At 53.5% G+C, this 24,128-nt stretch carries 19 protein-coding genes and 2 tRNA genes; 10 read left to right on the top strand and 11 right to left on the bottom strand.

What is annotated here, in order from left to right; all coding sequences use genetic code 11:
- Positions 1–84: 84 nt before the first annotated feature.
- Positions 85–894, bottom strand: a complete 810-nt coding sequence (locus HNQ38_RS12045; RefSeq protein ID WP_183721285.1) for an iron-sulfur cluster-binding protein — start codon at positions 892–894, stop codon at positions 85–87.
- A 330-nt stretch (positions 895–1,224) separates the two neighbouring features.
- Between HNQ38_RS12045 and HNQ38_RS12040 the strand changes: the two genes are divergently transcribed.
- Positions 1,225–2,298 (top strand): M24 family metallopeptidase, encoded by a 1,074-nt coding sequence (locus HNQ38_RS12040; protein WP_183721282.1) that lies wholly within the window; start codon positions 1,225–1,227, stop codon positions 2,296–2,298.
- A gap of 314 nt (positions 2,299–2,612) precedes the next feature.
- Here HNQ38_RS12040 and htpG read toward each other — a convergent pair whose 3' ends face one another.
- A complete protein-coding gene (gene htpG, locus HNQ38_RS12035; protein ID WP_183721279.1) occupies positions 2,613–4,592 on the bottom strand; it encodes a molecular chaperone HtpG in 1,980 nt (659 codons plus the stop codon).
- A 242-nt stretch (positions 4,593–4,834) separates the two neighbouring features.
- Here htpG and HNQ38_RS12030 point away from each other — a divergent pair, with 242 nt between their 5' ends.
- The 3 genes from HNQ38_RS12030 (at position 4,835) to HNQ38_RS12020 (ending at position 7,773) form a co-directional block, all read left to right on the top strand.
- Positions 4,835–6,151 carry a cytochrome ubiquinol oxidase subunit I gene (locus HNQ38_RS12030; protein ID WP_183721276.1) on the top strand — a complete coding sequence of 439 codons (1,317 nt, stop codon included), beginning with the start codon at positions 4,835–4,837 and terminating at the stop codon, positions 6,149–6,151.
- A 2-nt stretch (positions 6,152–6,153) separates the two neighbouring features.
- Complete coding sequence (gene cydB, locus HNQ38_RS12025; protein ID WP_183721273.1) at positions 6,154–7,179, top strand: cytochrome d ubiquinol oxidase subunit II; 1,026 nt, start codon at positions 6,154–6,156, stop codon at positions 7,177–7,179.
- A gap of 243 nt (positions 7,180–7,422) precedes the next feature.
- On the top strand, positions 7,423–7,773 hold the full coding sequence (locus HNQ38_RS12020; RefSeq protein ID WP_183721270.1) for a hypothetical protein: 351 nt from the start codon (positions 7,423–7,425) through the stop codon (positions 7,771–7,773).
- Positions 7,774–8,173: 400 nt separating this feature from the next.
- Here the strand turns inward: HNQ38_RS12020 and HNQ38_RS12015 are convergent, their stop codons facing one another.
- The 3 genes from HNQ38_RS12015 to HNQ38_RS12005 all read right to left on the bottom strand — a co-directional run bounded on the left by HNQ38_RS12015 (position 8,174) and on the right by HNQ38_RS12005 (position 10,621).
- Positions 8,174–9,010 carry a DMT family transporter gene (locus HNQ38_RS12015; protein ID WP_183721267.1) on the bottom strand — a complete coding sequence of 279 codons (837 nt, stop codon included), beginning with the start codon at positions 9,008–9,010 and terminating at the stop codon, positions 8,174–8,176.
- 606 nt (positions 9,011–9,616) lie between these two features.
- Positions 9,617–10,033: a hypothetical protein gene (locus tag HNQ38_RS12010; protein WP_183721264.1), complete on the bottom strand. Its 417-nt coding sequence runs from the start codon at positions 10,031–10,033 to the stop codon at positions 9,617–9,619.
- A 21-nt stretch (positions 10,034–10,054) separates the two neighbouring features.
- Entirely contained in the window at positions 10,055–10,621 is a 567-nt protein-coding gene (locus HNQ38_RS12005) for a hypothetical protein (RefSeq protein WP_183721261.1), read from the bottom strand.
- A gap of 439 nt (positions 10,622–11,060) precedes the next feature.
- Here HNQ38_RS12005 and HNQ38_RS12000 point away from each other — a divergent pair, with 439 nt between their 5' ends.
- Positions 11,061–11,948: a DMT family transporter gene (locus HNQ38_RS12000; protein WP_183721258.1), complete on the top strand. Its 888-nt coding sequence runs from the start codon at positions 11,061–11,063 to the stop codon at positions 11,946–11,948.
- Positions 11,949–12,228: 280 nt separating this feature from the next.
- Here the strand turns inward: HNQ38_RS12000 and HNQ38_RS11995 are convergent, their stop codons facing one another.
- The 3 genes from HNQ38_RS11995 to HNQ38_RS11985 all read right to left on the bottom strand — a co-directional run bounded on the left by HNQ38_RS11995 (position 12,229) and on the right by HNQ38_RS11985 (position 16,168).
- Positions 12,229–13,395: an HD-GYP domain-containing protein gene (locus HNQ38_RS11995; protein WP_343060179.1), complete on the bottom strand. Its 1,167-nt coding sequence runs from the start codon at positions 13,393–13,395 to the stop codon at positions 12,229–12,231.
- 762 nt (positions 13,396–14,157) lie between these two features.
- A tRNA-Lys gene (locus HNQ38_RS11990) sits at positions 14,158–14,233 on the bottom strand.
- A gap of 183 nt (positions 14,234–14,416) precedes the next feature.
- A complete protein-coding gene (locus tag HNQ38_RS11985) occupies positions 14,417–16,168 on the bottom strand; it encodes a glutamine--tRNA ligase/YqeY domain fusion protein (protein WP_183721253.1) in 1,752 nt (583 codons plus the stop codon).
- 274 nt (positions 16,169–16,442) lie between these two features.
- On the opposite strand from HNQ38_RS11985, the gene HNQ38_RS11980 reads away from it, so the two are divergent.
- Positions 16,443–16,537 (top strand) — tRNA-Ser (locus HNQ38_RS11980).
- A 71-nt stretch (positions 16,538–16,608) separates the two neighbouring features.
- The gene (locus HNQ38_RS11975) at positions 16,609–16,776 is read left to right on the top strand and encodes a phage integrase central domain-containing protein (RefSeq protein WP_183721251.1); all 168 of its coding nucleotides are present in this window, start codon (positions 16,609–16,611) and stop codon (positions 16,774–16,776) included.
- A gap of 153 nt (positions 16,777–16,929) precedes the next feature.
- Here the strand turns inward: HNQ38_RS11975 and HNQ38_RS11970 are convergent, their stop codons facing one another.
- On the bottom strand, positions 16,930–17,277 hold the full coding sequence (locus HNQ38_RS11970; protein WP_183721249.1) for a helix-turn-helix domain-containing protein: 348 nt from the start codon (positions 17,275–17,277) through the stop codon (positions 16,930–16,932).
- Positions 17,278–17,398: 121 nt separating this feature from the next.
- Here HNQ38_RS11970 and HNQ38_RS11965 point away from each other — a divergent pair, with 121 nt between their 5' ends.
- The gene (locus HNQ38_RS11965) at positions 17,399–17,722 is read left to right on the top strand and encodes a helix-turn-helix domain-containing protein (RefSeq protein ID WP_183721246.1); all 324 of its coding nucleotides are present in this window, start codon (positions 17,399–17,401) and stop codon (positions 17,720–17,722) included.
- 328 nt (positions 17,723–18,050) lie between these two features.
- Here the strand turns inward: HNQ38_RS11965 and HNQ38_RS11960 are convergent, their stop codons facing one another.
- Positions 18,051–19,262, bottom strand: a complete 1,212-nt coding sequence (locus tag HNQ38_RS11960; protein ID WP_183721243.1) for an iron-containing alcohol dehydrogenase — start codon at positions 19,260–19,262, stop codon at positions 18,051–18,053.
- A gap of 364 nt (positions 19,263–19,626) precedes the next feature.
- The gene (locus HNQ38_RS11955; protein WP_221277887.1) at positions 19,627–20,592 is read right to left on the bottom strand and encodes an EamA family transporter; all 966 of its coding nucleotides are present in this window, start codon (positions 20,590–20,592) and stop codon (positions 19,627–19,629) included.
- A gap of 73 nt (positions 20,593–20,665) precedes the next feature.
- On the opposite strand from HNQ38_RS11955, the gene HNQ38_RS11950 reads away from it, so the two are divergent.
- Positions 20,666–21,502 carry an AraC family transcriptional regulator gene (locus tag HNQ38_RS11950; protein WP_183721241.1) on the top strand — a complete coding sequence of 279 codons (837 nt, stop codon included), beginning with the start codon at positions 20,666–20,668 and terminating at the stop codon, positions 21,500–21,502.
- A gap of 267 nt (positions 21,503–21,769) precedes the next feature.
- Positions 21,770–24,118, top strand: a complete 2,349-nt coding sequence (locus HNQ38_RS11945) for a helix-hairpin-helix domain-containing protein (protein ID WP_183721238.1) — start codon at positions 21,770–21,772, stop codon at positions 24,116–24,118.
- The last annotated feature ends 10 nt before the right edge of the window (positions 24,119–24,128 follow it).

Genomic DNA, 24,128 nt, shown 5'->3' with positions numbered 1-24,128 from the left:
ACGGCAAAGGCGGAACGCGTGTTTTCGGCGCAGCCTGCCTTGCTTGGCAGAGAGCAGGTTGCCTGCGCCGACGCCCTCAGGGGGCTAAAGTTCTACTTGGTCAGACCAGAAAACGGGGCCGTGGTTGCACACCTGCACCTGGCCGCCGCGTTTGGCGGGCACGGGCCAGTTTTCCGTGGTCTTGCTCACGCAGCCAAGGCAGGCGCCCACACCGCAGGCCATGCGGTTTTCAAGCGAAAGCTGGCAGCGCACGCCCAGTTCAGCGGCAAATTTTTGCACGGTCTGCATAAAGGGGGTGGGGCCGCAAGCCAGCACAAGCCCTTTTTGCTCGGCGTATTCAGCCATGCGTTCCTGAATGGAAAAAATGAAGTTGTCCAGATCGCCGGGCACGGTTTCACGCAGGCTGTCCAGCGGCACATGCTCGTTGATGCTGTCCACCGGGTAGCAGCTTATGGGCTCGCGGTGACCGAAAAGCATGCTGATGTTCCACGGCTTGGGGTGCTCGCTCACGTAGCCCACAAAGGGAACGATGCCCATTCCCCCGGCCAGCAGCAGGGTGGGAGTATCGGGCTCGATAACGAATCCGTTGCCCAGGGGGCCCCATACGCGCACCTTTTCACCGGGGCGCAGTTCGGACATGCGTTTAGTGCCCTTGCCCACGACCTGAAAGAAACAGATCATGTGCCGGGCCGTCATATGGCATATGCCAAGGGGCCGCGCCCAGGGAATTTCAAGGCCGAAAGACTGGGGGCGTATCATGACAAACTGGCCAGGCCGCCACTTGGTCCATTCAGGGCGGGTAAGGCGCAGCGCGAAGAAGCGGCTTTCGTTGCCGGTCTGCCCAAAGGGCACGAGGTCCAGAACACTCAGCTCGCATGATGATGATTGCGACATGCAAAAAGTATAGGCGCACTTGGTCAGGTGGTCAACCGGGTGGATCCAGATAAGTGGATAATTAAATACTCTTTTTTGGTGTTGATTTACGCGGTGCACCATAATAGCCGCGTAAACCGCTGATTGTAACAAATATACGGTGTCTGGCCTGATTTGAATTCTTCGTCAGTCTGCTGTCTGTCCATCGTCTGACTGCCGTTTGTCCACCGCTTGTCTGCCGTCTTTCTGGCGACTGTTGAATTTTACAGAATTGCTGCTGCATATAAGCCACGGCATTTTCAACTTTTCAGGTCAGGGCACTCGCGCTACACTGCTTGCAGGAGAACTGACATGAACCACATTTACGCCAACCGTCGGGAAAAATTGCGTGAGGCCATGCGTGCCCGTGGTCTTGATGCGCTGCTTGTCAGCCAGGCTGCCAACCGTTTTTATCTTTCGGGTTTTGAGCTGCACGATCCGCAGTACAATGAAAGCGCCGGGCGGCTGGTCATCACCGCAGACGGGCGCGATTGGCTGGCTACGGATGCGCGCTATCTGGATGCTGCCGCCCGCCTGTGGGACGTGGAGCGCATTTTTATTTACGGCGGCTATGCGGCCAAAGATATTTACGGTCTGCTGCGGCGCTGCGGCGGGCGCATCGGGGTTGAGGCGCAGGGCGTGAGCCTTGCCTTTGCCCGTGATTTGCGCAAGGCCGGGCCGGGGTTGTACTGCGAAGCCGCTGACGGTCTTGTGGAGCATCTGCGCCGTATCAAGGAACCCTGCGAAGTGGCTGCGCTGGAAAAATCCTTCGCCCTCAACCACAAAATGTTGCAATGGGTGGAAAGCCAGTTGGAGCCGGGCCGCACTGAAGCTCAAACAAGCTGGTTCATCGAAAGGTTTTTCCGTGAAAACGGCGCTTCGGAACTGGCTTTTTCCAACATTGTGGCTGTGGGCAAAAACGCGGCCTTGCCCCACGCCATACCCGGCGAAGATCTTATTACGGACAACTGCCCGGTGCTTATTGATGTGGGCTGCCGCGTTGACGGCTATTGTTCGGATCAGACACGCACCTTCTGGGTGGGGGAACAGCCTACCGACGAATTTCGACGTACCTACGATCTGGTGCGTCAGGCGCAGACAGCCGCCATTGAAAGCATGCATCCCGGGCAACCCATGCGTGATGCCTATGGCTACGCCCGGGCTGTCTTTGAAAAGGCCGGAACCGCAGACGCCTTTACCCACGGTCTCGGGCACGGCGTGGGGCTTGAAACCCACGAAGCGCCAAGTCTGTCGCCCCGCTCTGAAGGTGTGCTTGAGCCGGGCATGGTGGTTACTGTGGAGCCAGGCCTCTATTATAACCAGTGGGGCGGCGTACGCTGGGAATATACAGTACTTGTGGAAGAGGACGGCGTTAGGATTCTGTAACCTGTCCGGGAAATTGGCCCAGCGGCGAGTATTCGCCTTGTTGCGCCGCGAGACTTCACCGTCGCGCAAGTCAGAAAAGTACCAGCAAAACAACATGCTGCTGCATGACGGGCTCTAGATTGAAACACAGAAAGCCGGAGGCAATCCCGGCTTTCTGTGTTTTTATGTGGGGGTATGGAAGGTATCTTAACTTGAAGTCAAGCATCTCTGAAGGGTGGGGCTTGAAAGAGATCCTTTTGCAAAAGAGTCCCTTTCCCGCAAAGCTTTTCAGCGTAAAAGCACCCCAAACGCCTGTTATGCCTTGCTGTGTCTTGCTATATCTTGCGTACCTCTGTGTACCACGCGGCTGCTTCTTCCAGCAGCTTGTTGGTACGCGCTGCCAGGGCCTGCGGGTCTTTGAGGTACCCGTCCAGCAGCAGGCTGGCGTCAAAGACCCCCTGGGTCATTTCGGCCAGGGTCTTGTCGTCCTTGTCAGCCTTGAACATGCGCAACATGCTGCGGAGCAGGGGATGATCGCGGTTGACCTCCAGAACCTTGACGGGCAGGGAGTCGTCCTTTTGCATGACCTTGAGCAGCTTTTCCATAGAAGAGGACATGCCGCCGTCGGGCGAAACCAGCACAGCCGGGCTGTCGGCCAGACGGTGCGAAATTCGCACGTCTGTAACCTTGTCGCCAAGAAGTTCCTTCATTTTGGCCATCAGGTCTTCAAAGCTGGTGGAGTCTTCGTCCGAAAGAGGAGCAGCGCTTTCGCGGGCGGCTTTTTCCTTGTCGGCAAAATCCTTCAGGGCGTCGTCAGCCGCGGCCTCAACGGATTTGAATTCCCATTCTTTGTAGCGGCCAAGGCCGTCCATGACGAATTCGTCAATGGGTTCAAAGAGGTAAAGCACTTCAATGCCTTTCTGGCGGAAGAGCTCCATGTGCGGATTCAGGCGGGCGGCCTCGCGGTTGGGCGCGGCTACATACCAGAAGGTTTTTTGGCCTTCGGGTGCACGGCTCATGTAATCGTCGAGGCTGGTCAGAGCTTCTGCGTCGGCCTGCGTTGAGGAATTGAAGCGCAGCAAGGCGGTGACGCGTTCGCGGTTGGCAAAGTCGTGGTAGCCAAGCTTGAAGATCTTGCCGTGCAAGCGCCAAAAGTCATTGTACTTTTCCGCATCGTTGCGGGCGAGTTTTTCCAGATGGCTCAGGGTCTGCTTGACGATGACCTGGTTGATCTTGCGCAAGACCACGTTTTCCTGAAGGGTCTCGCGCGAGATGTTCAGGGGCAAGTCTTCGGTATCCACAACGCCTTTGAGAAAGGCCAGATACTCGGGGATCAGCTCTTTGTTGCGGTGCTGGATAAGCACACGCCGGGCATAGAGATCAAGCCCCCAGAAATCACGGTCTGAGCCAAAGAAATCCTGGGCGCTGGCGGGAATGAAGAACAGCGCGTTGAACTGCACTGGCGCGTCGACCGAGAAATGCAGTTCGTCCAGCGGATCGGCATTGTCGTAGGTAAGGGCCTTGTAGAACTCGGCGTACTGTTCCTTGGTGATGGAAAACTTGGGCTCGCGCCAAAGGGCAGGCTGGGTATTGGCCTGCTCGCCATCCACAAAGACAGGAAAGGGCACAAAGGCAGAATGCTTGCGGATGGCTGACTCTACACGGAATTTTTCAAGAAATTCCTCGGCATCGTCCTTGAGCCACGCCTTGATGACCGTGCCGCGCGCGGGTTCCGCGTCTTCAGACTGGGTCACGGTGTATGTGCCAAGACCGTCGCTGGTCCAGGTGTGCGCGGAACTGTCTTCGCCAAAGGCCGGCCTGGATGTGACCGTAACCTTGTTTGCCACCATAAAGACAGAATAGAAGCCAATGCCGAAACGCCCGATAATGTTGGCGGCGTCTGCCACAGCCTCTTCGCCCTCGGCATCGTCTTCATGCGCCCGGCCATTGCCGGATTTGGCCTTGGCGGCGTTTTCAGCGGCAATGTCTGCCAAAAACTGCTCTGAGCCCGACTTGGCGATGGTGCCAAGATTTTCGGCCAGTTCTTCCGCAGTCATGCCCAGGCCAGTGTCAGCAATGGTGAGGGTTTTTGCGTCTTTGTCGATGGTTATTCGTATTTCCAGCGGCAGGTCGGGCAAGCTGGGGCTTTCGCCACGGTTGATGCGAAAGCGCAGTTTGTCCAACGCATCCGATGCATTGGAAATAAGTTCACGCAAAAAAATTTCACGGTTGGTGTACAGGGAGTTGGTCAGGATATGTAAAACCTTACGCACCTCTGCACGGAACTGGCGGGGTTTTTTACCAGCCTCTGCCATGACAAACCTCCTGAAAAGTTATATCCTTAAAGGTAATGCGGCTTTTGAATTTTTCAAGAGCAGAAGCGGCGCAGTTTTGAAAAAAAAATGGCTTCACTCTAAATAAGAGCGGGTATAGATATAGCGATAAAATGGTTTAACCCAGCATTATTCAAGGATATTGAGTCATATTAATATTCATAATTACTTGCCTTCAATGAGTGAAAATAGTAAGCACAAAGAGGATATATAAGGAGGGCCTAATGGACGTCGTAATGCTTTCACGTCTGCAATTTGCTGTGGCCGTGTTTTTCCACTTCGTTTTCGTGCCTCTCACGCTGGGTCTCTCGGTGATTATTGCCTTGATGGAGACCCGCTATGTACGCACCGGAGATGAATTCTGGAAAAAACAGGCCAAATTCTGGGGAAAACTTTTTGTCATCAACTTCACCCTGGGTGTGGTGACCGGTATTACGCTGGAGTTCCAGTTCGGCACCAACTGGTCGCGCTATTCAGAATATGTGGGCGATATCTTCGGTTCGCTCCTTGCCATTGAGGCCACTGTAGCCTTCTTCCTCGAATCTACCTTCCTTGCGGTCTGGCATTTTGGCTGGAACCGCGTAGGCAAGAAGATGCACTTGGCCAGCATCTGGTTTGTAGCCATTGCGGGCAACCTTTCCGCCCTGTGGATCATTCTTGCCAACGGCTTCATGCAGAACCCCGTGGGCTACTATATTAATGAAGCCACTAACCGCGCCGAACTGGCGAGCTTTTACGACGTTGTTACCAACCCGTATGGTTGGGGCATGTTCGTGCACACGGTACTTGCGGCGTGGGTGCTCGGCGGCTTTTTTGTGCTGGGTGTTTCTTCGTGGCATTTGCTGCGCGGCAGCAATACCGACTTTTTCCGCCGTTCGTTCAGGATGGTGGCTCCCTTTACGCTGATCTTTGCTTTGCTGCTGGGCCTTTCCGGCGACCAGCAAGGCAAGACGGTGGCCAAGTATCAGCCTGCCAAGCTGGCTGCTATGGAAGCGCACTGGGAAACCCAGACCGACGTGCCTTTCTATCTGCTCGTGTGGCCTGACCCTGAAAATGAAACCAACACCGTGCAGGCCATCGGCATTCCCGGTCTTTTGAGCTGGATTGCCTATGACGATGTGCATGCCGAAGTCAAGGGGCTCAAGGATTTTGCCAAGGAAGACAGGCCGCCTGTGCTGCCGACCTTCCTTTCATTCCGCACAATGGTGGCCCTTGGCGGCATTTTCCTGGCGCTTTCTCTCTGGGCTTTCCTGCAACGCAAGAAGGAAGTGCCCAACAAGGTGCTGCTCAAGCTGCTTGTTTTCAATATCCCGCTGCCCTACATCGGCCTGATGGTGGGCTGGGCCGTGACGGAAATTGGCCGTCAGCCCTGGATCGTCTATAATCTCATGCGTACTACGGATGCCGTTTCTCCGGTTCCGGCCGATAACGTGCTCATCTCGCTTATCGCCTTTATCGGCGTGTACTCACTGCTCGGCATTCTGGACATCTATCTGTTGCGCAAATTTGCCATCAAGGGCCCGGACGCCCAGGAGGTGTAGCCATGCTGGAAACCATCTGGTTTGTGCTGTGGGCATTGTTGTGGGCCATGTACTTTATCCTGGACGGTTTTGATCTTGGCATGGGCTCTCTTTTGCCCTTTCTGGGCAAAAATGAAGAAGAGCGCCGTATCATGTATAACGCCGCCGGACCTTTCTGGGACGGCAACGAAGTGTGGCTCATCGCCGCTGGCGGCGTGACCTTTGCGGCTTTTCCCAAGGTGTATGCGGTCATGTTCAGCGCTCTGTACGCGCCTTTGCTGATGCTGCTCTTTGCCCTGATTTTCCGGGCGGTATCGTTTGAGTTTCGCAGCAAGGTCGAGCACGATGCGTGGCGCAGCGTGTGGGACTGCGTACATTTTGTATCCAACCTTGTGCCCTGCATCCTGCTTGGCGTGGCCTTTGCCAACCTTTTCATGGGCATTCCTGTGGATGCGCAGGGCGTGTATCACGGCAACCTGCTTTCCCTGCTCAATGTTTACGGTTTGGCGGGCGGGGTGTTCTTCCTTTGCATGTTCGTGCTGCACGGATCGCTGTGGTTGAGCATCAAGAGCCGCGGCGAACTGCAAATCCGCGCGGTAGCTACGGCCAGCTTTGTGTGGCCCATCATGCTCATTCTGCTGGTGGCCTTTCTTATTCTTACGGCTTTTTACACCAAGCTGTATGATAACTATCTGGCCATGCCCGTTCTGCTGGTATTGCCTCTGCTGGCCCTTGCCGGGCTGGTGGGCGCGCGCATCATGCTGCACGCGGGCAAGCTCTGGTGCGCCTGGGCCTTCAGCGCCCTGTTCATTCTGGGCGTCACCTTCTTCGGCGTTGTGGGCATGTTCCCCGGCATGATTATTTCTTCCATTGATCCTGCCGCCACGGTAACTGCCTTTAACGGCTCCTCAAGCCAGCTCACGCTCAAGATCATGCTTGGCGTGGCCCTGGTTATGGTGCCCATCGTGCTGCTGTACCAGTTCTGGATGTACCGGTTGTTCTCTGCTCCGGTGCTGCCCAAGGATCTGGACGACGACCACGCCTATTAGGCGCAGCGTCAGCACCTCAGTTATAATCAAGGCCGCGCCCGCAAGGGGGCGGCCTTGTGCGTTCAACAGGAAAAGGTAAAGATTGTGACAGCGGCTGCCAGAAAAAACGGCCTGCCGTCCGGTAAATTTCAGGCATTTGTTTTCAGGGCGAATCGCCTATGCAATGCCTGACGGAACACCTGGATTTTGGGTCGGCAAGCTGGTCGGGGCGGCATAAATATGAAAAGGCTTTGCGGAGGGCATATGAAAAAGACAGCAACTGCCTTGTCACGCCACATGCAAAATCTGCTGCGGCCGAACAAATCCAATCCTGCTTCAGCGCGCATACCTGTACGCGTCCGGTTCAGCCTGATGCTTGCGCTCTGCCTTGCCCTTGTTCTTTGCATGGGAGCCTGCACCCACCACGAGCGGCGGCCGCTGACGTTTGAAGAACAGCAGGATCTTGAAGCCTACCGGCAATGCAGAAGGGAAGCGACTTCAATGAATCCGGAGTGGCGGGGTGATACCAGCTATTTTCCCTGGCGGGCCTATTTTGACATGTGCATGAAGCGTATGGGTGTGAGTAATGAACAGATGCGGCGGATGCGAATCTGATCTAGCTACGGCACAAGCGATTACGGCGACTGCGCTTCTGCGATGGCGCCCGCGCACTTGGATGCGGGATTGGTTCTCAGGCCAGCAGGCTAGGCAGTTTATGGAGAAGGGGCTCATCGCTGCTGCGCCAGAAACAGAGATGCTTGCTGTATTCTAGAGCACTCTAGCTTTGAAAAAGTTTAAGTGCTTCAACGCTGCACAAGAGTGGAGCGCGCCGCAACGCAGTGTGGATTCTGCCGCAAACCGCATCTTCGATAGAATGACAGTTTTGAAATGTAATACGTTTCAAAATTAATCTGTTCGGGACAGGATGAAAATTTTTCGGCACGCTCTGGTCCTGTGGATGCGTGCGTGCCAAGACTGAAAATCGCCGAGCAGCCTTACGTTGCCCGGCGGTTTTTTATGCCAGCTTCATAAGTATGGCTCCACACGCCACAAGAGCTACGGCCACTCCCCGCCAGACCGTGAATTTTTCATGAAGCAAAAGCACGGCCAGCAGCATGCCGAAAATTACCGAGGTTTCGCGCAGGGCCGCCACCATCGCGATGGGGGCGATGGTCATTGCCCATATGGCTATGCCGTATGACCCCAGACCAGCCAAACCGCCGAAAGCGCCAATAAGGGCTCTTTTGCGGATATAGCGGGCATAATCCAGGCCGTGACGCCAGAAAATGAAGGCGTTCAGCGGTATAATGTTGAGTACGAAAATCCAGCAGGCATAGCTTACGGCATTGCCGCTGTGCCGTGCGCCCATGCCGTCTGCCAGCGTGTAGCCCATAATGACAAAGGATGTGCGCAGGGAAAGCAATATGGCGCTTCTGTCTGCGCCGCGCCGTGCGTTGTCTCCAGCAAGACAGAATATGCCGCAACACAGCAGCAGCACGCCGCCCCATGCGCCCAGGCTCAGGCTTACACCGAAGAAAAGCATGGCCAATGATGTCAGCAGGGGCGCGCAGCCACGCATGATAGTGTAGCTGAAAGAAAGGTCTGCCTTCTTGTACGCTTCAGCAATGCAGATGTAATACGTGAAGTGACAAATGCAGGACATGGCAAGATTCGGCCAGGCCTCAGGCAAAAGCGGCGGCAGGAACGGCACTATGCATACTGCGCCGAGTCCGGCTCCCAGCGCATTCAAGCCCGTTTCAAAGAGTTTGTTCTCTCCGCCCTTGACGATAATGTTCCACAAGGCGTGCAGCAGTGCCGCAAAGAGAACTGTAAGCACTATATAGGCAGGCATGAAAATTTCCTACGCGCATCCCGCAACTTTGGCAAACAGGGACCGCGCGGCGCATGTATCTTAAATGAACGTTAGATGGTTTAACCACCAGTGGACCTAAAGAAGTCATGTGCATCAAGAATGGCTAGTCTACAGCTTCTGGCTCAATATAGAGCAATCTTCCCTTGAAATGCTCTGGCAGTTGCGTGAACAAAGTTCGCCGTAACAAACGGCTCTTAAATATTAGGGATATGCACTCCCCGCGTTAATCACCACCAGAATATGCTATTTGGTGTAGGGTTCTGACTGGTTTGCGGGCAACGACGGTAGCTGGTTTGCGCTTCTGCTATGCCCGCGTTCTAGCTACAAAACAAAGCCGGGGAGGCATGAAGCGGTGAGCTAGCATTGCGGCTAGCAACATAACCATATGCGCAAGTACTATGAGAAGAGCGCAGCCTTCGTATTTGTTACGAAGGCTGCGCTCTTTGTTTATATGCCTATACATCTGACATGCGGGTCCGCAAGCGCTTATATGCAGCGCTTGCCTGAACTGCAGCCAGAGTGCTGTAACGTTGAAAAGGTATTCTGCGAAAAGTTATCTGCCCGGAGGGCATCCTGAGGACCGGGCTATTGTACGCGCTTGAGCACCAGCTGGTCGAGCTTGCCGTCCGTTTTGCCGTCATTTTTAAGAATGACCGTGTTCGGGTCCTTGAGAACAAAGTTGAGCGTGTTGCCGTTGTCGTTCTTGAGGGTGAGGGTATCGCCCTTGTCGGACACAACGGTAAACCCGCCAGTGTAGGCGATATTGCCCAGTGCAAAGGCAATGGTTTTGTTTCTGGCGTCAACATCCAGACGGAAATTTTGCACGATGCCCTCAAGCATTTTGGTTACAAAGGGAATTTCGGCAAAATCTTTCTGCACTTCCGGGCTGGCCAGAGCCACGGTGGCCGTGGGGTCTCCCTGCCACTTGCCGTCGAGTTTTTCGAGATTGCTGCCGCAACCGGCCAAAAGCAGAAATATAAAAAGCCATGCAAATTTTTTCATAGCAGCTCCTTTAGCAGCGGGCTATTGGCCCGTACGCTTTTTGGCGTTCAGCTCCATCTTGATGCAGCTGTGCATGACCATGTAACTTTCCCGGCCCGTCTGCGCCACCTCGGTGCAGTGCCGCAGGGTGTTTTCCGGTACATCCGTCATGCTGGCGATGGCAGCCTTGGCTTCGTGCTCGCCATCAACGCAGCCCGACTCAATCACATGGCTGCCCTGTGCAACTTGCTTGCAGTAAGCCTCAATATCAAAATCAGGCACAGCGCCTGCCGTCTTTTTGTTTGTGCCCATTTTTTTGGGGCCATCCGTCGCTGCCGCGTATCCTGCCAGCAGACCAGCCATCATGACCGCCTGTTCCGGGGCAAGTTGCTGTCCCTGTTTTTGGTACTCTGACGTTATCCAGGCGGTCAACTCTTTTGCCTCATCCTCTGTAAGGGGGCAGGGGGGCAAACCTTCCTTGTTTTGTGCCTGAAAGGCCCACATGCCTGCGGTCAACTTGCGGAGGCTGTCCTGTGGGCCTGCCAGCGCCGGGCTGCAGGCAAGAGCGATCAATATTGCGGCAAACACGCCAAGGCGTAACTTCTGCACATTCTCCTCCAGTGCCTTTTGTAAAAAAGGCTAGCGTCAATCGGCCTGAATAGCCAGCAGGGCCGTTGGCCCTCAGAGCCAGGTCGCCCGTTACAGCTTCACAGTATCGGGCCGCCATTTAAATGATATCGCTTGTTGGGAAAAAATGCAGCAGGGTCAGGATGCTCCCCAAAAAGGAGTGCCTGGTGTCATATGCCGCGTGGTGTATGGCCCTGTGGCTGAGGGAGAGAGTCAGAACTGTAAATAAAACTTTAACCATTGGTGTGGGGTTTCAAGAATAATTTGAAAGGCCGATAATCCGATATAAAACATTCCTCTATGGAGGAATGTTTATCAAATATTTAAGTTTGATAGGAGTAAAATACCTGTTAGAATTTTTACTGCAACCCAAAAATACCTGCTGTCATTTTTGGAGAAAAATTCTTGTGGAGGCTTTGTTATGTCTAAGGCTGATGTTTACAGTTATGCCGGACCACTTGCCGCTGTATTGGCCACCATCCTTTGGGGTGGATCTTATGTGGCAATGAAGTTTGCCCTACAGGTCTTTCATCCTATGACCATGATTTTTTTACTTCTGGTTGTATCATCCATTACTTTTTTGGTGTTTTTGCCATCCATGCTGAAAAAGCAGCAGTACTCCAGGGGAGACTGGCGCATTTTTTTGATTCTGGCGCTTTGCGAACCCTGTATGTATTTTATTTTTGAAGGCTACGCCCTTAAATATACGTCCGCTTCGCAAGCGGGAATGCTCAGCGCCACGCTGCCGATCTTTGTTGGCGCTTTTGGTTATTTGCTATTGAAAGAAAAGATAAGCCTTACGGCCTGGGCTGGTTGCCTTATTGCGATTTGCGGGGCGATATGGCTGAGTTTGGGGGCTGTGGCCAATGAACACGCGCCCAATCCCTTGCTTGGAAATTTCTTGCAGGTCAGCGGTATGGCCTTTGCTGCCTTGTGCGCAATTTGCGTGCGGCGGCTTTCGCGTGGCTATACGCCCTTGTTCATTACCGCGCTGCAATCCTGGGCGGGTGTGCTCTTTTTCGCCCCGGTGCTCGTTATTCCGGGCATGGGGCTGCCGGAAGGCGGGGGTACTTTTCTGGCTTGGAGCAGTATTGTCTACCTTGGCCTTGGCGTGTCGTTTGGCGCTTACTCGCTGTATAACTTCAGCATCAGCCGTATGCCCGCAGCCAGGGCCAGCATGTTTATGAATCTGATCCCGGTGTTTACGCTTATTTTGGGTATGATAATACTGGGCGAGCGGCTCACAGTGGAGCAGTGCTTTGCTTCGGCATTGGTATTGGGCGGGGTGGCTGTAAGCCAGAAAACGTAGCTGGCGGTTCGTGGTGTTCAACGGTCTGAAATTTTTGCGTGGCGGTGGGGCTGATCGTCGGTCAGTGTATTAGAAACTTTTACCCTTTTTGCAGGCTCCAGAGTGCGAGCCCTTGCAGGCAGGCTAGCGCACGCTGCTGGACAGCAAAAATGAGAGTGTATGGTTTTTGAACTTGAACCCCGGTCAGCCCGGGGTTTTTTTATGTCCGGGGCACGAATTGTCATGCCTGTTTGCGGTGTTTTCGTTAAACGCAGCGATAACATGCGATGAAGTATTGAAGTCAGGCGTGCGATAGCAGCATGCCTACGTCCAGCATTTCTGCATCATTGCCTGTGAGCGAGCGCTCAATATCCAGCCCGGGATGTTCGCGCAGATCTCTGAGCCTGGGGGGGACTGGCCGTCCGGCAGGATTAAGGGCAATCATGACTTTGGGCAGGGTCGGGTATTCTGGATTGGAGTGACAAACCGCGCCGCGCTCGCCATTGGACAGCAGCACTGGCGTTCCCACTGGGTAAACACCCATCATTTTGATGAAGCGTTCAACATAGCCGGGGGCCCAGGCCTCTTCACGCATTTTGTACATTACAGCCAGAGCGACGTTGGCTGGCATTGGCTCTTTATAGACTCTTTTGGATGAAAGGGCGTCATAATGGTCGCTCAATGAAAGAATGAGGCCATAGATGCTTATTTTGCTACCGCGCAGCCGGTTTGGGTAGCCCGACCCATTATATTTTTCATGATGCTGCATCACGCCTTGCAGCACTTCAGGCCGTATATCTTTTTCTTTTACAAGGTGGTTATAGCCCAGCAGAACATGCGCCTGCATGATGTCACGCTCGGCACTGGTGAGCTTGCGCGGCGCGTCAAGTATTGCCTGGGGAATGAAGATCTTGCCAAAATCATGAAAAAGACCAGCCAGCCCCACAAGGTGCAGCTTGTTTTCGGGAAGACCAAGATAATGCGCATAAGCCACAGAAAATATGGCTACATTGACGGAGTGCGTATAGGCGTATTTGTCGCACCGTCTGAGTTTCGTCAGAGAAAGAAGAGCGTCGCCATTGCGGCCGAGGCTTTTGATAATGGCTTCAATATACGGCTGTGACGCTGCCAGGTCTACAGCGCCTCCCCGTGCGTCCTGCATCAGGTCTTTAACGTGCTCAAAGGTTTCGGCATAGGTCGTTCGTGCCCGAGGCATTTCTTCGCCCAGGGCAACTTTGGGCGCTGTATGATCTGGCCATATATCACCGACAGGTACGGGCGCGCTTTGGCCGCTGCTGGATTGGCGAAATCGGCTGGGGTCATGATATACTTCAGTGTATCCCTGCCTCATTATGGCGTGGATATCGGCATGCGAGGAGATAGGCCCTTCCTGCATGTATAACAGTGGGGACTTGAGCCATGAGATGCCTGGATTGACAATGTACATTCCAGGTTCGGCATCAGAAATGGGTATTTTAACGGGATTAATAAGCCAACCCTCTTTCTGGCTGTACTGACAGGGTGGATTTTCACATCAGAAGATTGCTGCTGCACATTCAGAACAGGTGACGATTGCTCTGATCATGCACGCAAGTTATGTGCTGGCTACAATCTGATTTGCACCCTGCGTTGCCGGGAAATCCAGATCTGGAAATTCCGTATGCCATTAGCTTGATTTGCCGGGCGCGCGTGATGCGCCACGGGCGATCTGATTCACAAATTTTTACAATCTAAGCATGTTGATGGGCGTAAGTATATGTATTCGATGTTTCTATGAATGAAGTGCGTTTTTTCGAAAACTAGATTGAAGGCGCAGGTCATGCCCTTACTGGGGCGGAGTGATTGGGCTGTGCGGAGGTGGTTTTTGGGTTCTATTTATCTATTAAATATTTTTAATGGATGCACGGATAAAAAAATGAGCGCGTGTGGATTGGGGATAGCGCAGTGTAAATTTAATTAAGGCCGAGCCATATGCTATCAATGAAATGTGGCGGAATCAGGCGGGGGCTGTGAAAGGCGGATCTGTGCAGATGGATCTGTGGCCGACGCATTTTGACTGCTTAAGAATGCAAATGGTGCGTACGCATGCGTTGCGATGCGTATGGTTTTATGCGTGCAGAAAATATTCTGATGTGGGCCGTTTTGAATATATACGGCCATGAGGGTGTCGATAATTCATCCAAAAATAGAAAAGGCGGTTAGCTTTTAAAGCTAACCGCCTGGTATTTCTTGGTGGGTCGTGCGGGGTTCGAACCTGCGACTCTCTGCTTAAAAGGCAGATACTCTACCTGCTGAGTTAACGACCCGTTGAGACGCGCAATATATATATTGGCGATTTGCCTGTCAAGTGCCAAAATGCATGTCTGACAAGCCAATTGTACTTTAAATTGCAGATATTTGCTAACATGCTGATTTTCAATCAGTTGTTTGGGGTTGCTCCACGCCGTGGGCGGCGCCCCTGTATCTGCAAAAAATGCTGACCGCGGTTGTTATCCCTTCTTTTCCTGCTTGGCCCAGGTGTCGCGCAGGGTCGTCGTGCGGTTAAAGACAGGGCGGGCATCTGTGCTGTCCTTGTCTTTACAGAAATAGCCCAGACGCTCGAACTGTATCTTGTCGCCAACAGGCAGGGTAGCCAGGGCTGGTTCCAGCAGACCTTCAACAACCGTGAGGGACTGAGGATTGATATAATCCAGAAACGTCTGGCCTTCGGGAGACGCATTGGGATTTTCAGCGGCAAAAAGCTGGTCGTACAGGCGTACTTCTGCCGGGATGGCATGCGGGGCCGATACCCAGTGGATTGTGCCCTTGACCTTGCGCCCATCCGGGCTTTGGCCGCCACGGCTTTCGGGATCGTACACGCAGCGCAGTTCGATCACGTTACCAGCGTCGTCCAGAATAGCCTCGCGGCAGGTGATGAAGTAGGCGTAGCGCAGGCGCACCTCCGCGCCGGGGGCGAGGCGGTGGTACTTCTTGGGCGGCTCCATGCGGAAGTCGTCGCGCTCGATGTACAATTCACGCGAGAAGGGAACCGTACGGCTGCCGTAGCTTTCGTCTTCAGGGTGGTAGGGCATGGTGAATTCTTCCACCTGGCCTTCAGGGTAGTTTTCAATGACCACCTTGATGGGATCAAGTACGGCCATAGCCCGCGCTGCGTTGGCGTTGAGGTGTTCGCGCACGCAGAATTCCAGCATGGAGTATTCCACTGTGGAGTCTGCACGCGCCATGCCGATGCGGGAGCAGAACTCGCGCAGGGCTTCGGGCGGCACGCCCCGGCGGCGCAGGCCGCAGAGTGTGGGCATGCGGGGGTCGTCCCAGCCGTGAACGTGGCCTTCTTTCACAAGCTGGATGAGCTTGCGCTTGGAAAGCACCGTGTAGGTGAGGTTGAGGCGGGCAAATTCAATCTGCTGCGGGCGGTAAGCGCCAAGGGTTTCGAGTACCCAGTCGTACAGTTCGCGGTTGTTGATAAATTCCAGCGTGCAGAGCGAGTGGGTGATGCCCTCAATGGAGTCCGACAGGCAGTGCGTGTAGTCGTACATGGGGTAGATGCACCACGTGTCGCCCGTGCGGTGATGCGCGGCGTGACGAATGCGGTACAGCGTGGGGTCGCGCATGACAAGGTTGGGCGAAGTCATGTCGATCTTGGCGCGCAGCACGCGTTCGCCATCGGCAAATTCGCCCGCGCGCATGCGGCGGAACAGGTCGAGGTTTTCTTCAACACTGCGGTTGCGCCAGGGGCTTTCGCGTCCCGGTTCGGTGAGGGTGCCCCGGTGTTCGCGGATTTCTTCCGCCGAGAGGTCGTCCACATAGGCCTTGCCTATGGTGATAAGCTGCTCGGCGTAGGCGTACAGCTTTTCAAAATAATTGGAGGCGTAGAATTCGCGGTCCTGCCAGTCGCCGCCAAGCCAGCGCACGTCCTCGCGGATGGAGTCGACGTATTCCTGCTCTTCCTTGGTGGGGTTGGTATCGTCAAAGCGCAGGTTGCACAGGCCGTTGAATTCTCTGGCAACGCCAAAGTTCAAACAGATGGATTTGGCGTGCCCCAGGTGCAGGTATCCGTTCGGTTCGGGAGGAAAGCGCGTATGAACCCTGCCGTCGTAACGGCCAGTGGCATTGTCTTCAATGATACGGGCACGAATGAAGTCCACGCCGGGCTTGTTTGTTGTGTCTGCCGCAGAATCTGTGGCGGCTGAACAGGGGGAATCGGCGGTGGAGGGGGTGATATTTTTTGTCTCGGGGGCCATAATGCGCTCCATTACTTCCTGGCGATAATGTAAACTCTGAAGCTACGCCAAGCTGGGGCGGGGGTCAATCGCGCAGGCGCTGGCCTGCCGGGCCTCACAGGCAATGGACTTTTGCCTGCGAATCTTGCCAATATTGGTTTTGCAGATGTCAGTCTTGTTTGAGGTTATCAGGGCAAGGCGGCAGCAAAAGAACAAAAATACCCGTATGCTTGACAGCCATGCCAACCTGAGCTAGCTTCCATTTCTGCATTCGGGGCGCGTACGTCCCAAACGCGGAGAGGTGTCCGAGTCGGCCGAAGGAGCTCGCCTGCTAAGCGAGTATACGGGCTTAAACCTGTATCGAGAGTTCAAATCTCTCCCTCTCCGCCATATGGCAAATGAGAACGGCGAGTTACTGAATAAGTAACTCGCCGTTTTTGCGTTTGAAAAAAGAGGCCAGTATGGGCGTGGACGAAGTAAAACGCGCAGACGTACAGGCGCTGTTCGAGCAGCTTGAGGCAGAGGGCAAGTACAACACCTCACGCAAGATTGCCGAAAACGCTGTTCGCATTTTCAACTTCGGCATTGCCGTGGGGAAATGCAAGAACAATCCCGCGTATTCCACCTGAAAAAGGGCTTTCGATTAAGCGGACGGACCCGAACCGAGATTCGCCACCATTACCCACCCGGACAAAGTTAGAATCCAAAACGTAGAAGAGAGCCCACTTTCAGTAAGGATCCCATCTTTCCTGGTACTAATGACGTCCCTTTTTGACATAAGATCATTTTGAGTAGCCATTTAAAAGTTTAGATGTTCGACGAACAATCTCAATCATTAGCTCCTCTATAGTGCATTCTTCTGGCAGCCTTATTTCCTTTAAGTGGACACAAAGCGGTCCGGCAACCTCCACGTCATCCATAGGTTGAAGCCGTCTAGCTCCAAGGCCCGTTAGTATCCATTCAGGATTAATCCTCTTTAATCTCAACAAAGTCACAAGCCAATCTGCAGGGATACTCTTCCGTTTCTTCGCATCCGCAACCGACGATTGCTTGATTCCAAGAAACTCCGCCAGTTCAACCTGAGTGCGGCATCCTGCTGCTTCAAAGAATCGATCCAGCGGTGTGGACATGCGCTTGCTCCTTGTCGGGTTGCCATACCCGCTTAAATATCAAGTTTAGAATGTATGCACAATAGGACAGCTGACAAATTAATCAGCTATTTATAAATCAGCTGTCGAGTATGAACAAGGGATGAGAAAAAGACCTCCTTCCAAGTTCGGCGCGGCTCTTATTCAAGAATATAAAAAGCGCGGGTTCACGCAGTATAGCCTTGCCAAAAAGATGGAGCGTAGCACCCGCTATCTGAACAATCTTGAGCATGACAGGAGTGAGCCGCGCTTCACCACCATACTCTTGCTTGCTGACGCCATAGGCATGGAGCCGGGCGAACTGGTAAACGCTGCAGCTGTGTTAAGTTGGGCAGCTTTGGCAGAAGAAGAATCCGCACTGGAGAAGCCGAAGGACGAGGACGCCCCTAAAAAGAAGGGCGAAAGCAAAAAAAGTAAGAAAAAATGAAAAATTTTTAGCCGGGTAACTTTCAAGGTAAGAAATTTTCAATATCTAAATAAATTTAATAATTCCGTACTGATATAAATATAGTTCAAATCTCTCCCTCTCCGCCATATGGCAAGTGAGAACGGCGAGTTACTGAATAAGTAACTCGCCGTTCTTGCGTTTGAAAAATGGGTGTTTTTTGTGGGTACAAGGCAGAAAACATACCGCTCAAAAATAAAAAACGGCAAGCCATCATTGGGGGGGCTTGCCGTTTTTTATGGACAATGCACGGGCAGCGTTACATCCCGTGCGGCCTAAGTGTGTTCCACCTAAGCTATGTCTTGCGTGCCTAGGCCATAGGCCGCAAAGAATTGAGATAGATGCGGGCCACAGTCTCGCGCGTGCCCTCAACGGGGGCTACGGAAAGCAGTAGGCTCAGGGATGGCGTCTGCTCCACAAGGTCGCAGAATGTATCCACGTCGGATTCCTTCACGCCCAGATCCTGAAGCTTCTGAGTCACGCCCAAGCCGAAGAGCCACTGCTCAACAGCCTTGGCAACCTTGTCGGCTTCTTCGGGAACACCTGCAAGACCGGGAACGATGGGCTCAAGAATGTGCGCCAGCACGGCAGGACGCGCAGGGTAGCATTCCTTGATGACGGCAGGCAGCAGCACAGCCAGTCCCAATCCGTGAGACAGGTCGGGGCTTACAGCGCTCAGGGGATGTTCAAGCGCGTGGGTGAAGTGCAGCAGGCCATTGTCAAAGGCCACGCCAGCCTGAAGAGCCGCGAAGCTGAGTCCGTACCGGGCTTTGAGGTCTGCAGGATTTTCCAGCGCTACGGGCAGCCAGTTGTTAACAAGGCTAATGGTTTCCTTGGCCAGATTAACGGCAAAGGGGTTGGAAACCGTGGTGGTGGCCGCTTCAACGACATGGTTCACCGCGTCGATGGAGACATATCGGGTCTGCTCTTCGGAAAGCCCGGTCATCAGTGCGGGATCGTCAATGGCAAAGCGGGGGTAGAGGCAATCGTAGGCAATGGCGGGCTTGTAGTTGAGTCTGGTAACGGTGGCCACAGCAAAGCGGTTCACCTCACTGCCAGTGCCGTGGGTCAGGTTGATGGCGATAATGGGCAGGGCCTTTTCAGGCGTGAAGCGAAAACAGTAAAGATCTTCGCCGCTTTTGCCGGGATTGGCCAACAAAATGGCTGCACTCTTGCCACAGTCGATGGGGCTGCCGCCGCCAATGCAGATCACAGCGCCCGCGTTGATGGTGCGCCCCAATGCCGCAGCCTCATCCACGCTGTCCGTGGTGGGGTTGGGGGTGACGCGGTTGTACAGGGCCAGGGCAATGCCGTGCTTTTGGGCCGCAGCTTCAACCTTGTCCCATGCTCCGGTTGATTTGTAAGAACGCCCCCCGCTGACACAAAGGATGGACGAAACGCCCTCATGCTTCATCTGGGCCAAAATGTCGTCGATTTTGTTGATGGCTCCTACGCCTATATAAGCTGTTGTCTTAACACGGATTTCCCGTACAACGTCATAGTCGTAACTTTCATTCCACATGATAATCTCCTTTTTCAGTAGGATTTTCCTGTGCGGTAGTATATTCAAGACCATTTGTTATTATTTTCACTTGTGTTTTTTTATACTCCCAATCAGATCGAGAGTAAAGCTCATTGAGCGCTCAATCAGTATTTTTATTTAAACTGGCCCCGGCCCTTTTGACGGGGCAGGCGTTGCCATAAGCCTGGAACACTGCAGCTGATTACAGAAGCAGTATTCCAGAAATGCAGGAGCATGACTGTGGAGAGGGCAGCTTGCCGTCAGTGAAGGAGTATAATGAAGCGAAAAAATTATTGATATTTTTCGATAACGAGTAGTTGTGGATCCCTAAGAGGTAAGATTTTATTAAAAATTAACTCCATTTTTATGGCTGTTTATTGCCTTTAAAAGATTTAAGAATCCTTATGTTTTTCAGCCGCAGTTCAATCCATCCCCAACTGCTTACAATCGTGATTCCTGCGAGCACCAGTATCACACCTGCAATAAATCTTGGTTCAATAGACTCATCAAGTAACAAAAAACCAAAAACAACACCAAATATTGGTGTAATGAAGCAAAGAGCTCCAAGTTGCGATGCGGGGTAAACTGTTAATAGCCAGAACCAGAGCATCATTCCAAAAACACATACAATAAAAATCTGAAACATCAGGCTGGCCCAGACAATATTGGTCATGGAAAAATTCAGTCCATCAACAGCTATTGCCCAAGGGAATAAAACACAGCAACATGTCATAAGTTGGATGAACAATGTTTGCGCCGGAGGTGTTTCAGACAGTTTGGTCCGAATCACCACCGTGGTGGCCCCCCATGCCATTCCTCCGCAAAGTCCCAGCAAATCACCTAAAAAAATTGAAGATGGCGACGTAGACGAACCGCTGAAATCAAAAAAAGCTATAACAATGCCACAAAAGGCCAAGCCCATGCCACACCATTGGATGGATTTAAGGCGTTCTTCCGGCAATAAAAAATGTAGGCCTAATGCTGCAAAAGCGGGTGCTGTGTATAGCGTTGTGACCATATGAGAGGCACTGGTCAAACGCAGTCCTTCTCCTACGCACAAAAATTCGAGGGAAAATAAAATCCCCGCAGCCAGCCCGGCCCTCACTTTACCCGCCGAAGGCAACAAGCCCAAACCCTTGGTGCGCAGATAGGCCCCAACAAAAAATGCCGCCAGGCCTGAGCGCACCACCATCTGCAATACTGGCGCCATGTCTGCTGCTGCGGCTTTAATTGCTATTTGCTGCAAGCCTAATATTGCGCAAAGAAAAATCATAAGCCCGATAGCTTTTTCATCTAGTCTTTCATGACACTGCATTAAAATATCCTCCACTGGGGCACCTTTACTCTGGTCTTAAAAAAAGTATATAATGATTTTCTGCCACATAATACCGCAAAGGTGTCAAATGAAGCATTTTCTCCAAGCTCCTTTTAGTACTGCCCTGCCTGCTCCGCTCTACTTACGCACAACACTTATGCCCAACGATGCAATATTCCCATCCCACACACATTCGTGGGGGGAATTTGTCTACGCCTATAATGGGGTGGTCCAGATTATGGTTGGCGATGACCGTTATCTGGTCCCACCGCAATACGGCGTATGGATACCTCCTTTTAAGAGGCATGTAGGGCTTAATAGAAAAGAAGTTTTGCAAACATCGCTCTACGTCAGCAATGAGCTTTGTGGTTGTCTGCCAGATAAATCGCAAGCACTGTTGGTGAGTCCGTTCATCCGTTCGATTCTGGAGCATGCCAAGGATAGTTTTGAAAGATTTGATAGCGATAGCCACCAAAGGCTGCTGAGAGTATTGCTCGACAAACTGGCCGAAACTCCGAGGACTGGAACTTTTTTGCCTGCATCTGAAGATCCCGCATTGCGGCGCTTACTCCAGTATCTTGAAGAGAATCCTGAAGATAAAAAATCTGTAGCTGATCTTGCGCGAGAGTCAGGGATAACAGAACGAACGCTCGCCAGAAAATGCAGAAAGGATTTAGGCATCTCGCTCACCGAATGGAGAAATCGCATGCGTGTGGTTAAAGCTTTGGCTTTACTTGAACATGGTAAAACAGTTGAAGAAATAACGCGGCAGTTTGGGTATTCCAGTGCTTCAGCCTTTATTGCAATGTTCAAAAAAATTATGGGAACGTCACCCGCATGCTGCAAAAACAAGCAGCAGAACGGGGGCGTCCAGGCCAGTGAAGCTACTGCTGAAGTTCCTTTACCTTCTTTCCATCAGGGTTAGGTCGCACAGCCCCTTGGAGAGGTCACCGCGCATAACACTGCGTGGATTCAGCTGAAAAATACCTTTTTTGACAGAATGACAACTTTTAGACGTGAAGGATTTTAATGCTAATCTAGAAGGAGACGTAAGCAGCAAGGATATTCAATGGGGTGCAGGGCGTTTAGCCTTGCCGCGCATATTCAAAAACGGTATGCACTACCGTGAGCGCCTGTCGCCCCGCGCCGCGCAACGCGGCGTTGTTTCCTTCCCCGAACCAAAGGATTTTACGTGCAGTTTTTTGAGCAGATCGCAAAAGAGTTGAGCATCGCCCCAGGCCAGGCCAAGGCCGTGGCAGAGCTTTTGGACGAAGGGGCCACTATTCCCTTTATCGCCCGCTATCGTAAAGAGGCGCACGGTTCTTTGGACGAAGTTGCCGTCGCCGCTGTGCGGGACAGGCTCACGCAACTGCGCGAGCTGGAAACGCGGCGGCAGGCCATTCTCGCCTCCCTCACCGAGCGGGAGTTGCTCACTGACGACCTGCGCAACAGCGTCATTACTGCCGACACAATGACAGCTCTGGAAGACGTATACCTTCCGTACCGCCCGAAGCGGCGCACCCGCGCCACAATGGCCAGAGAAAAAGGCCTTGAACCCTTGGCCTTGAACCTGCTGGAGCAGACGCCGGCGCTTGCGCCCGAAGAAGCTGCAAAGCCTTTTGTGGATGCGGAAAAAGGCGTGGAATCCGTAGAGGCGGTCCTGGCTGGCGCGCGTGATATTATTGCGGAAATTGCCAGCGAACACGGCGCAGCCCGCGCAGCCATGCGTGAGTTTTTCGCCCGCAAGGCCGTAGCTGCTTCAAGCGTTGCCAAGGGCAAGGAAGAGGAAGGCGCGAAGTTTCGTGATTATTTTGACTGGCAGGAAAATGCCGCCAAGGCTGCCGGGCACCGCCTGCTCGCCATGCTGCGCGGTGAGACAGAGGGATTTTTGACCCTGCATTTTCTACCTGAAGCTGAAGCAGCCCAGACCCTGTTTCGGGGCATGTTTGTAAAAAATTCTTCGCCAGCCGGGCAACAGGTTCGGGAAGCGGTGGACGACGGCTATAAACGCCTGCTTGCGCCCTCACTGGAAACAGAGCTGCGCGCGACCCTGCGAAAAAAAGCCGAAAGTGAAGCCATTGCCGTGTTTGCCAAGAATCTGCGTCAGCTTTTGCTGGCGTCACCTCTGGGGCAAAAGCGCGTGCTTGCCATTGACCCCGGCTTCCGCACTGGCTGCAAGGTGGTGTGTCTGGACGCGCAGGGCGCGCTGCTCCACCACGACCTTATCCATATATTGAGCGACGGGCAGCAAAAAGACGCCGGAGAGAAAATCCGCAAACTTGCTGCCGCCTACAAGGCTGAGGCCATTGCCATCGGCAACGGCACGGCGGGCCGCGAGACAGAAACCCTCGTGCGTGTGTTGCAGCTTTCCCTTCCTGTTCTTGTTGTCAGTGAAAGCGGGGCCAGCGTGTATTCCGCCTCTGAAACGGCGCGGCGCGAATTTCCTGACCTTGATCTCACCGTGCGCGGCGCAGTTTCCATCGGGCGCAGGCTTATGGACCCGCTGGCCGAACTGGTGAAAATAGACCCCAAGGCCATTGGCGTTGGGCAGTACCAGCACGACGTGGACCAGACAGACCTCAAAAAAAGTCTGGACGATGTGGTGGAAAGTTGCGTGAACGCGGTGGGTGTAGAGGTAAACACCGCCAGCGTGGAGCTTTTGACGCACGTTTCCGGTCTTGGGCCAGCGCTGGCCAAGTCTGTTGTGGCCTATCGCGAGGCCAATGGCCCCTTTGCCCTGCGTAAAGATTTGAAAAAGGTTCCGCGCCTCGGCCCCAAGGCTTTTGAGCAGGCCGCAGGTTTTTTACGCATCCACGGTGGCACGAATCCGCTGGATGCCTCGGCTGTACACCCTGAATCGTATGGGATCGTAAAGGCGATGGCCAAGGATCTTGGCTGTTCTGTGCCGGATCTGCTTGCCAATGGGGAAACGCGGCGAGGCATCAAGCCCGAGGCCTATGTAACGGAAACCGTGGGCCTGCCCACGCTTCGCGACATCCTTGCCGAACTGGAAAAACCGGGCCGTGACCCGCGCCAGGCCTATGAAGCCTTTGCTTTTGCCGAGGGCGTGACGCGTATTGAAGATCTTGAGGCTGGCATGCGCCTGCCGGGCATTGTCACCAACGTGACCAATTTCGGTGCTTTTGTGGACATTGGCGTGCATCAGGACGGCTTGGTACACATCAGCCAGCTGGCGGACAGCTTTGTCAGCGATCCGCACACGGTGGTGACTGTGCAGCAGAAGGTGAGCGTTACCGTGCTGGAGGTGGACGCGGCCCGCAAGCGCATTTCGCTGTCTATGCGCAAGAATCCGGCGGACGCCCCGGCACGGCAGCAGGCCGGGGGCCATTCGCGCGATCAGGCGCACGGTCAGCCGCGCGGCAATACGCACGGACAGGCTCGCAGGCCCGATGCCGGCGAGCGCAAGCCCTCGCGTGAAAACAGACCGCAGCCCGGGAATGAAAAACGGCAGGAACGGCAAAAGCCGGAACAGGGGCACAGGCCGTTTCAGGACATGCTTTCCAAATTTGGCAAGAAGTAACCTCGGGCGA

It is taken from the genome of Desulfovibrio intestinalis (assembly GCF_014202345.1).
GTDB classification, from domain to species: domain Bacteria; phylum Desulfobacterota; class Desulfovibrionia; order Desulfovibrionales; family Desulfovibrionaceae; genus Desulfovibrio; species Desulfovibrio intestinalis.
The sequence above is the reverse complement of the archived record's forward strand: the minus strand, read 5'-3'. Positions and strand labels throughout refer to the sequence as shown.

Excerpts from the sequence above, each read along its gene's own strand:
- HNQ38_RS11970 (WP_183721249.1), bottom strand. The coding sequence starts at position 17,277 with ATGTCCACACCGCTGGATCGATTCTTTGAAGCAGCAGGATGCCGCACT.
- HNQ38_RS11950 (WP_183721241.1), top strand. The coding sequence starts at position 20,666 with ATGAAGCATTTTCTCCAAGCTCCTTTTAGTACTGCCCTGCCTGCTCCG.
- HNQ38_RS11960 (WP_183721243.1), bottom strand. The coding sequence starts at position 19,262 with ATGTGGAATGAAAGTTACGACTATGACGTTGTACGGGAAATCCGTGTT.
- HNQ38_RS12040 (WP_183721282.1), top strand. The coding sequence starts at position 1,225 with ATGAACCACATTTACGCCAACCGTCGGGAAAAATTGCGTGAGGCCATG.
- HNQ38_RS12045 (WP_183721285.1), bottom strand. The coding sequence starts at position 894 with ATGTCGCAATCATCATCATGCGAGCTGAGTGTTCTGGACCTCGTGCCC.
- HNQ38_RS12000 (WP_183721258.1), top strand. The coding sequence starts at position 11,061 with ATGTCTAAGGCTGATGTTTACAGTTATGCCGGACCACTTGCCGCTGTA.
- HNQ38_RS12015 (WP_183721267.1), bottom strand. The coding sequence starts at position 9,010 with ATGCCTGCCTATATAGTGCTTACAGTTCTCTTTGCGGCACTGCTGCAC.
- HNQ38_RS11965 (WP_183721246.1), top strand. The coding sequence starts at position 17,399 with ATGAGAAAAAGACCTCCTTCCAAGTTCGGCGCGGCTCTTATTCAAGAA.
- HNQ38_RS12030 (WP_183721276.1), top strand. The coding sequence starts at position 4,835 with ATGGACGTCGTAATGCTTTCACGTCTGCAATTTGCTGTGGCCGTGTTT.
- HNQ38_RS11985 (WP_183721253.1), bottom strand. The coding sequence starts at position 16,168 with ATGGCCCCCGAGACAAAAAATATCACCCCCTCCACCGCCGATTCCCCC.
- htpG (WP_183721279.1), bottom strand. The coding sequence starts at position 4,592 with ATGGCAGAGGCTGGTAAAAAACCCCGCCAGTTCCGTGCAGAGGTGCGT.
- cydB (WP_183721273.1), top strand. The coding sequence starts at position 6,154 with ATGCTGGAAACCATCTGGTTTGTGCTGTGGGCATTGTTGTGGGCCATG.
- HNQ38_RS12010 (WP_183721264.1), bottom strand. The coding sequence starts at position 10,033 with ATGAAAAAATTTGCATGGCTTTTTATATTTCTGCTTTTGGCCGGTTGC.
- HNQ38_RS12020 (WP_183721270.1), top strand. The coding sequence starts at position 7,423 with ATGAAAAAGACAGCAACTGCCTTGTCACGCCACATGCAAAATCTGCTG.
- HNQ38_RS11975 (WP_183721251.1), top strand. The coding sequence starts at position 16,609 with ATGGGCGTGGACGAAGTAAAACGCGCAGACGTACAGGCGCTGTTCGAG.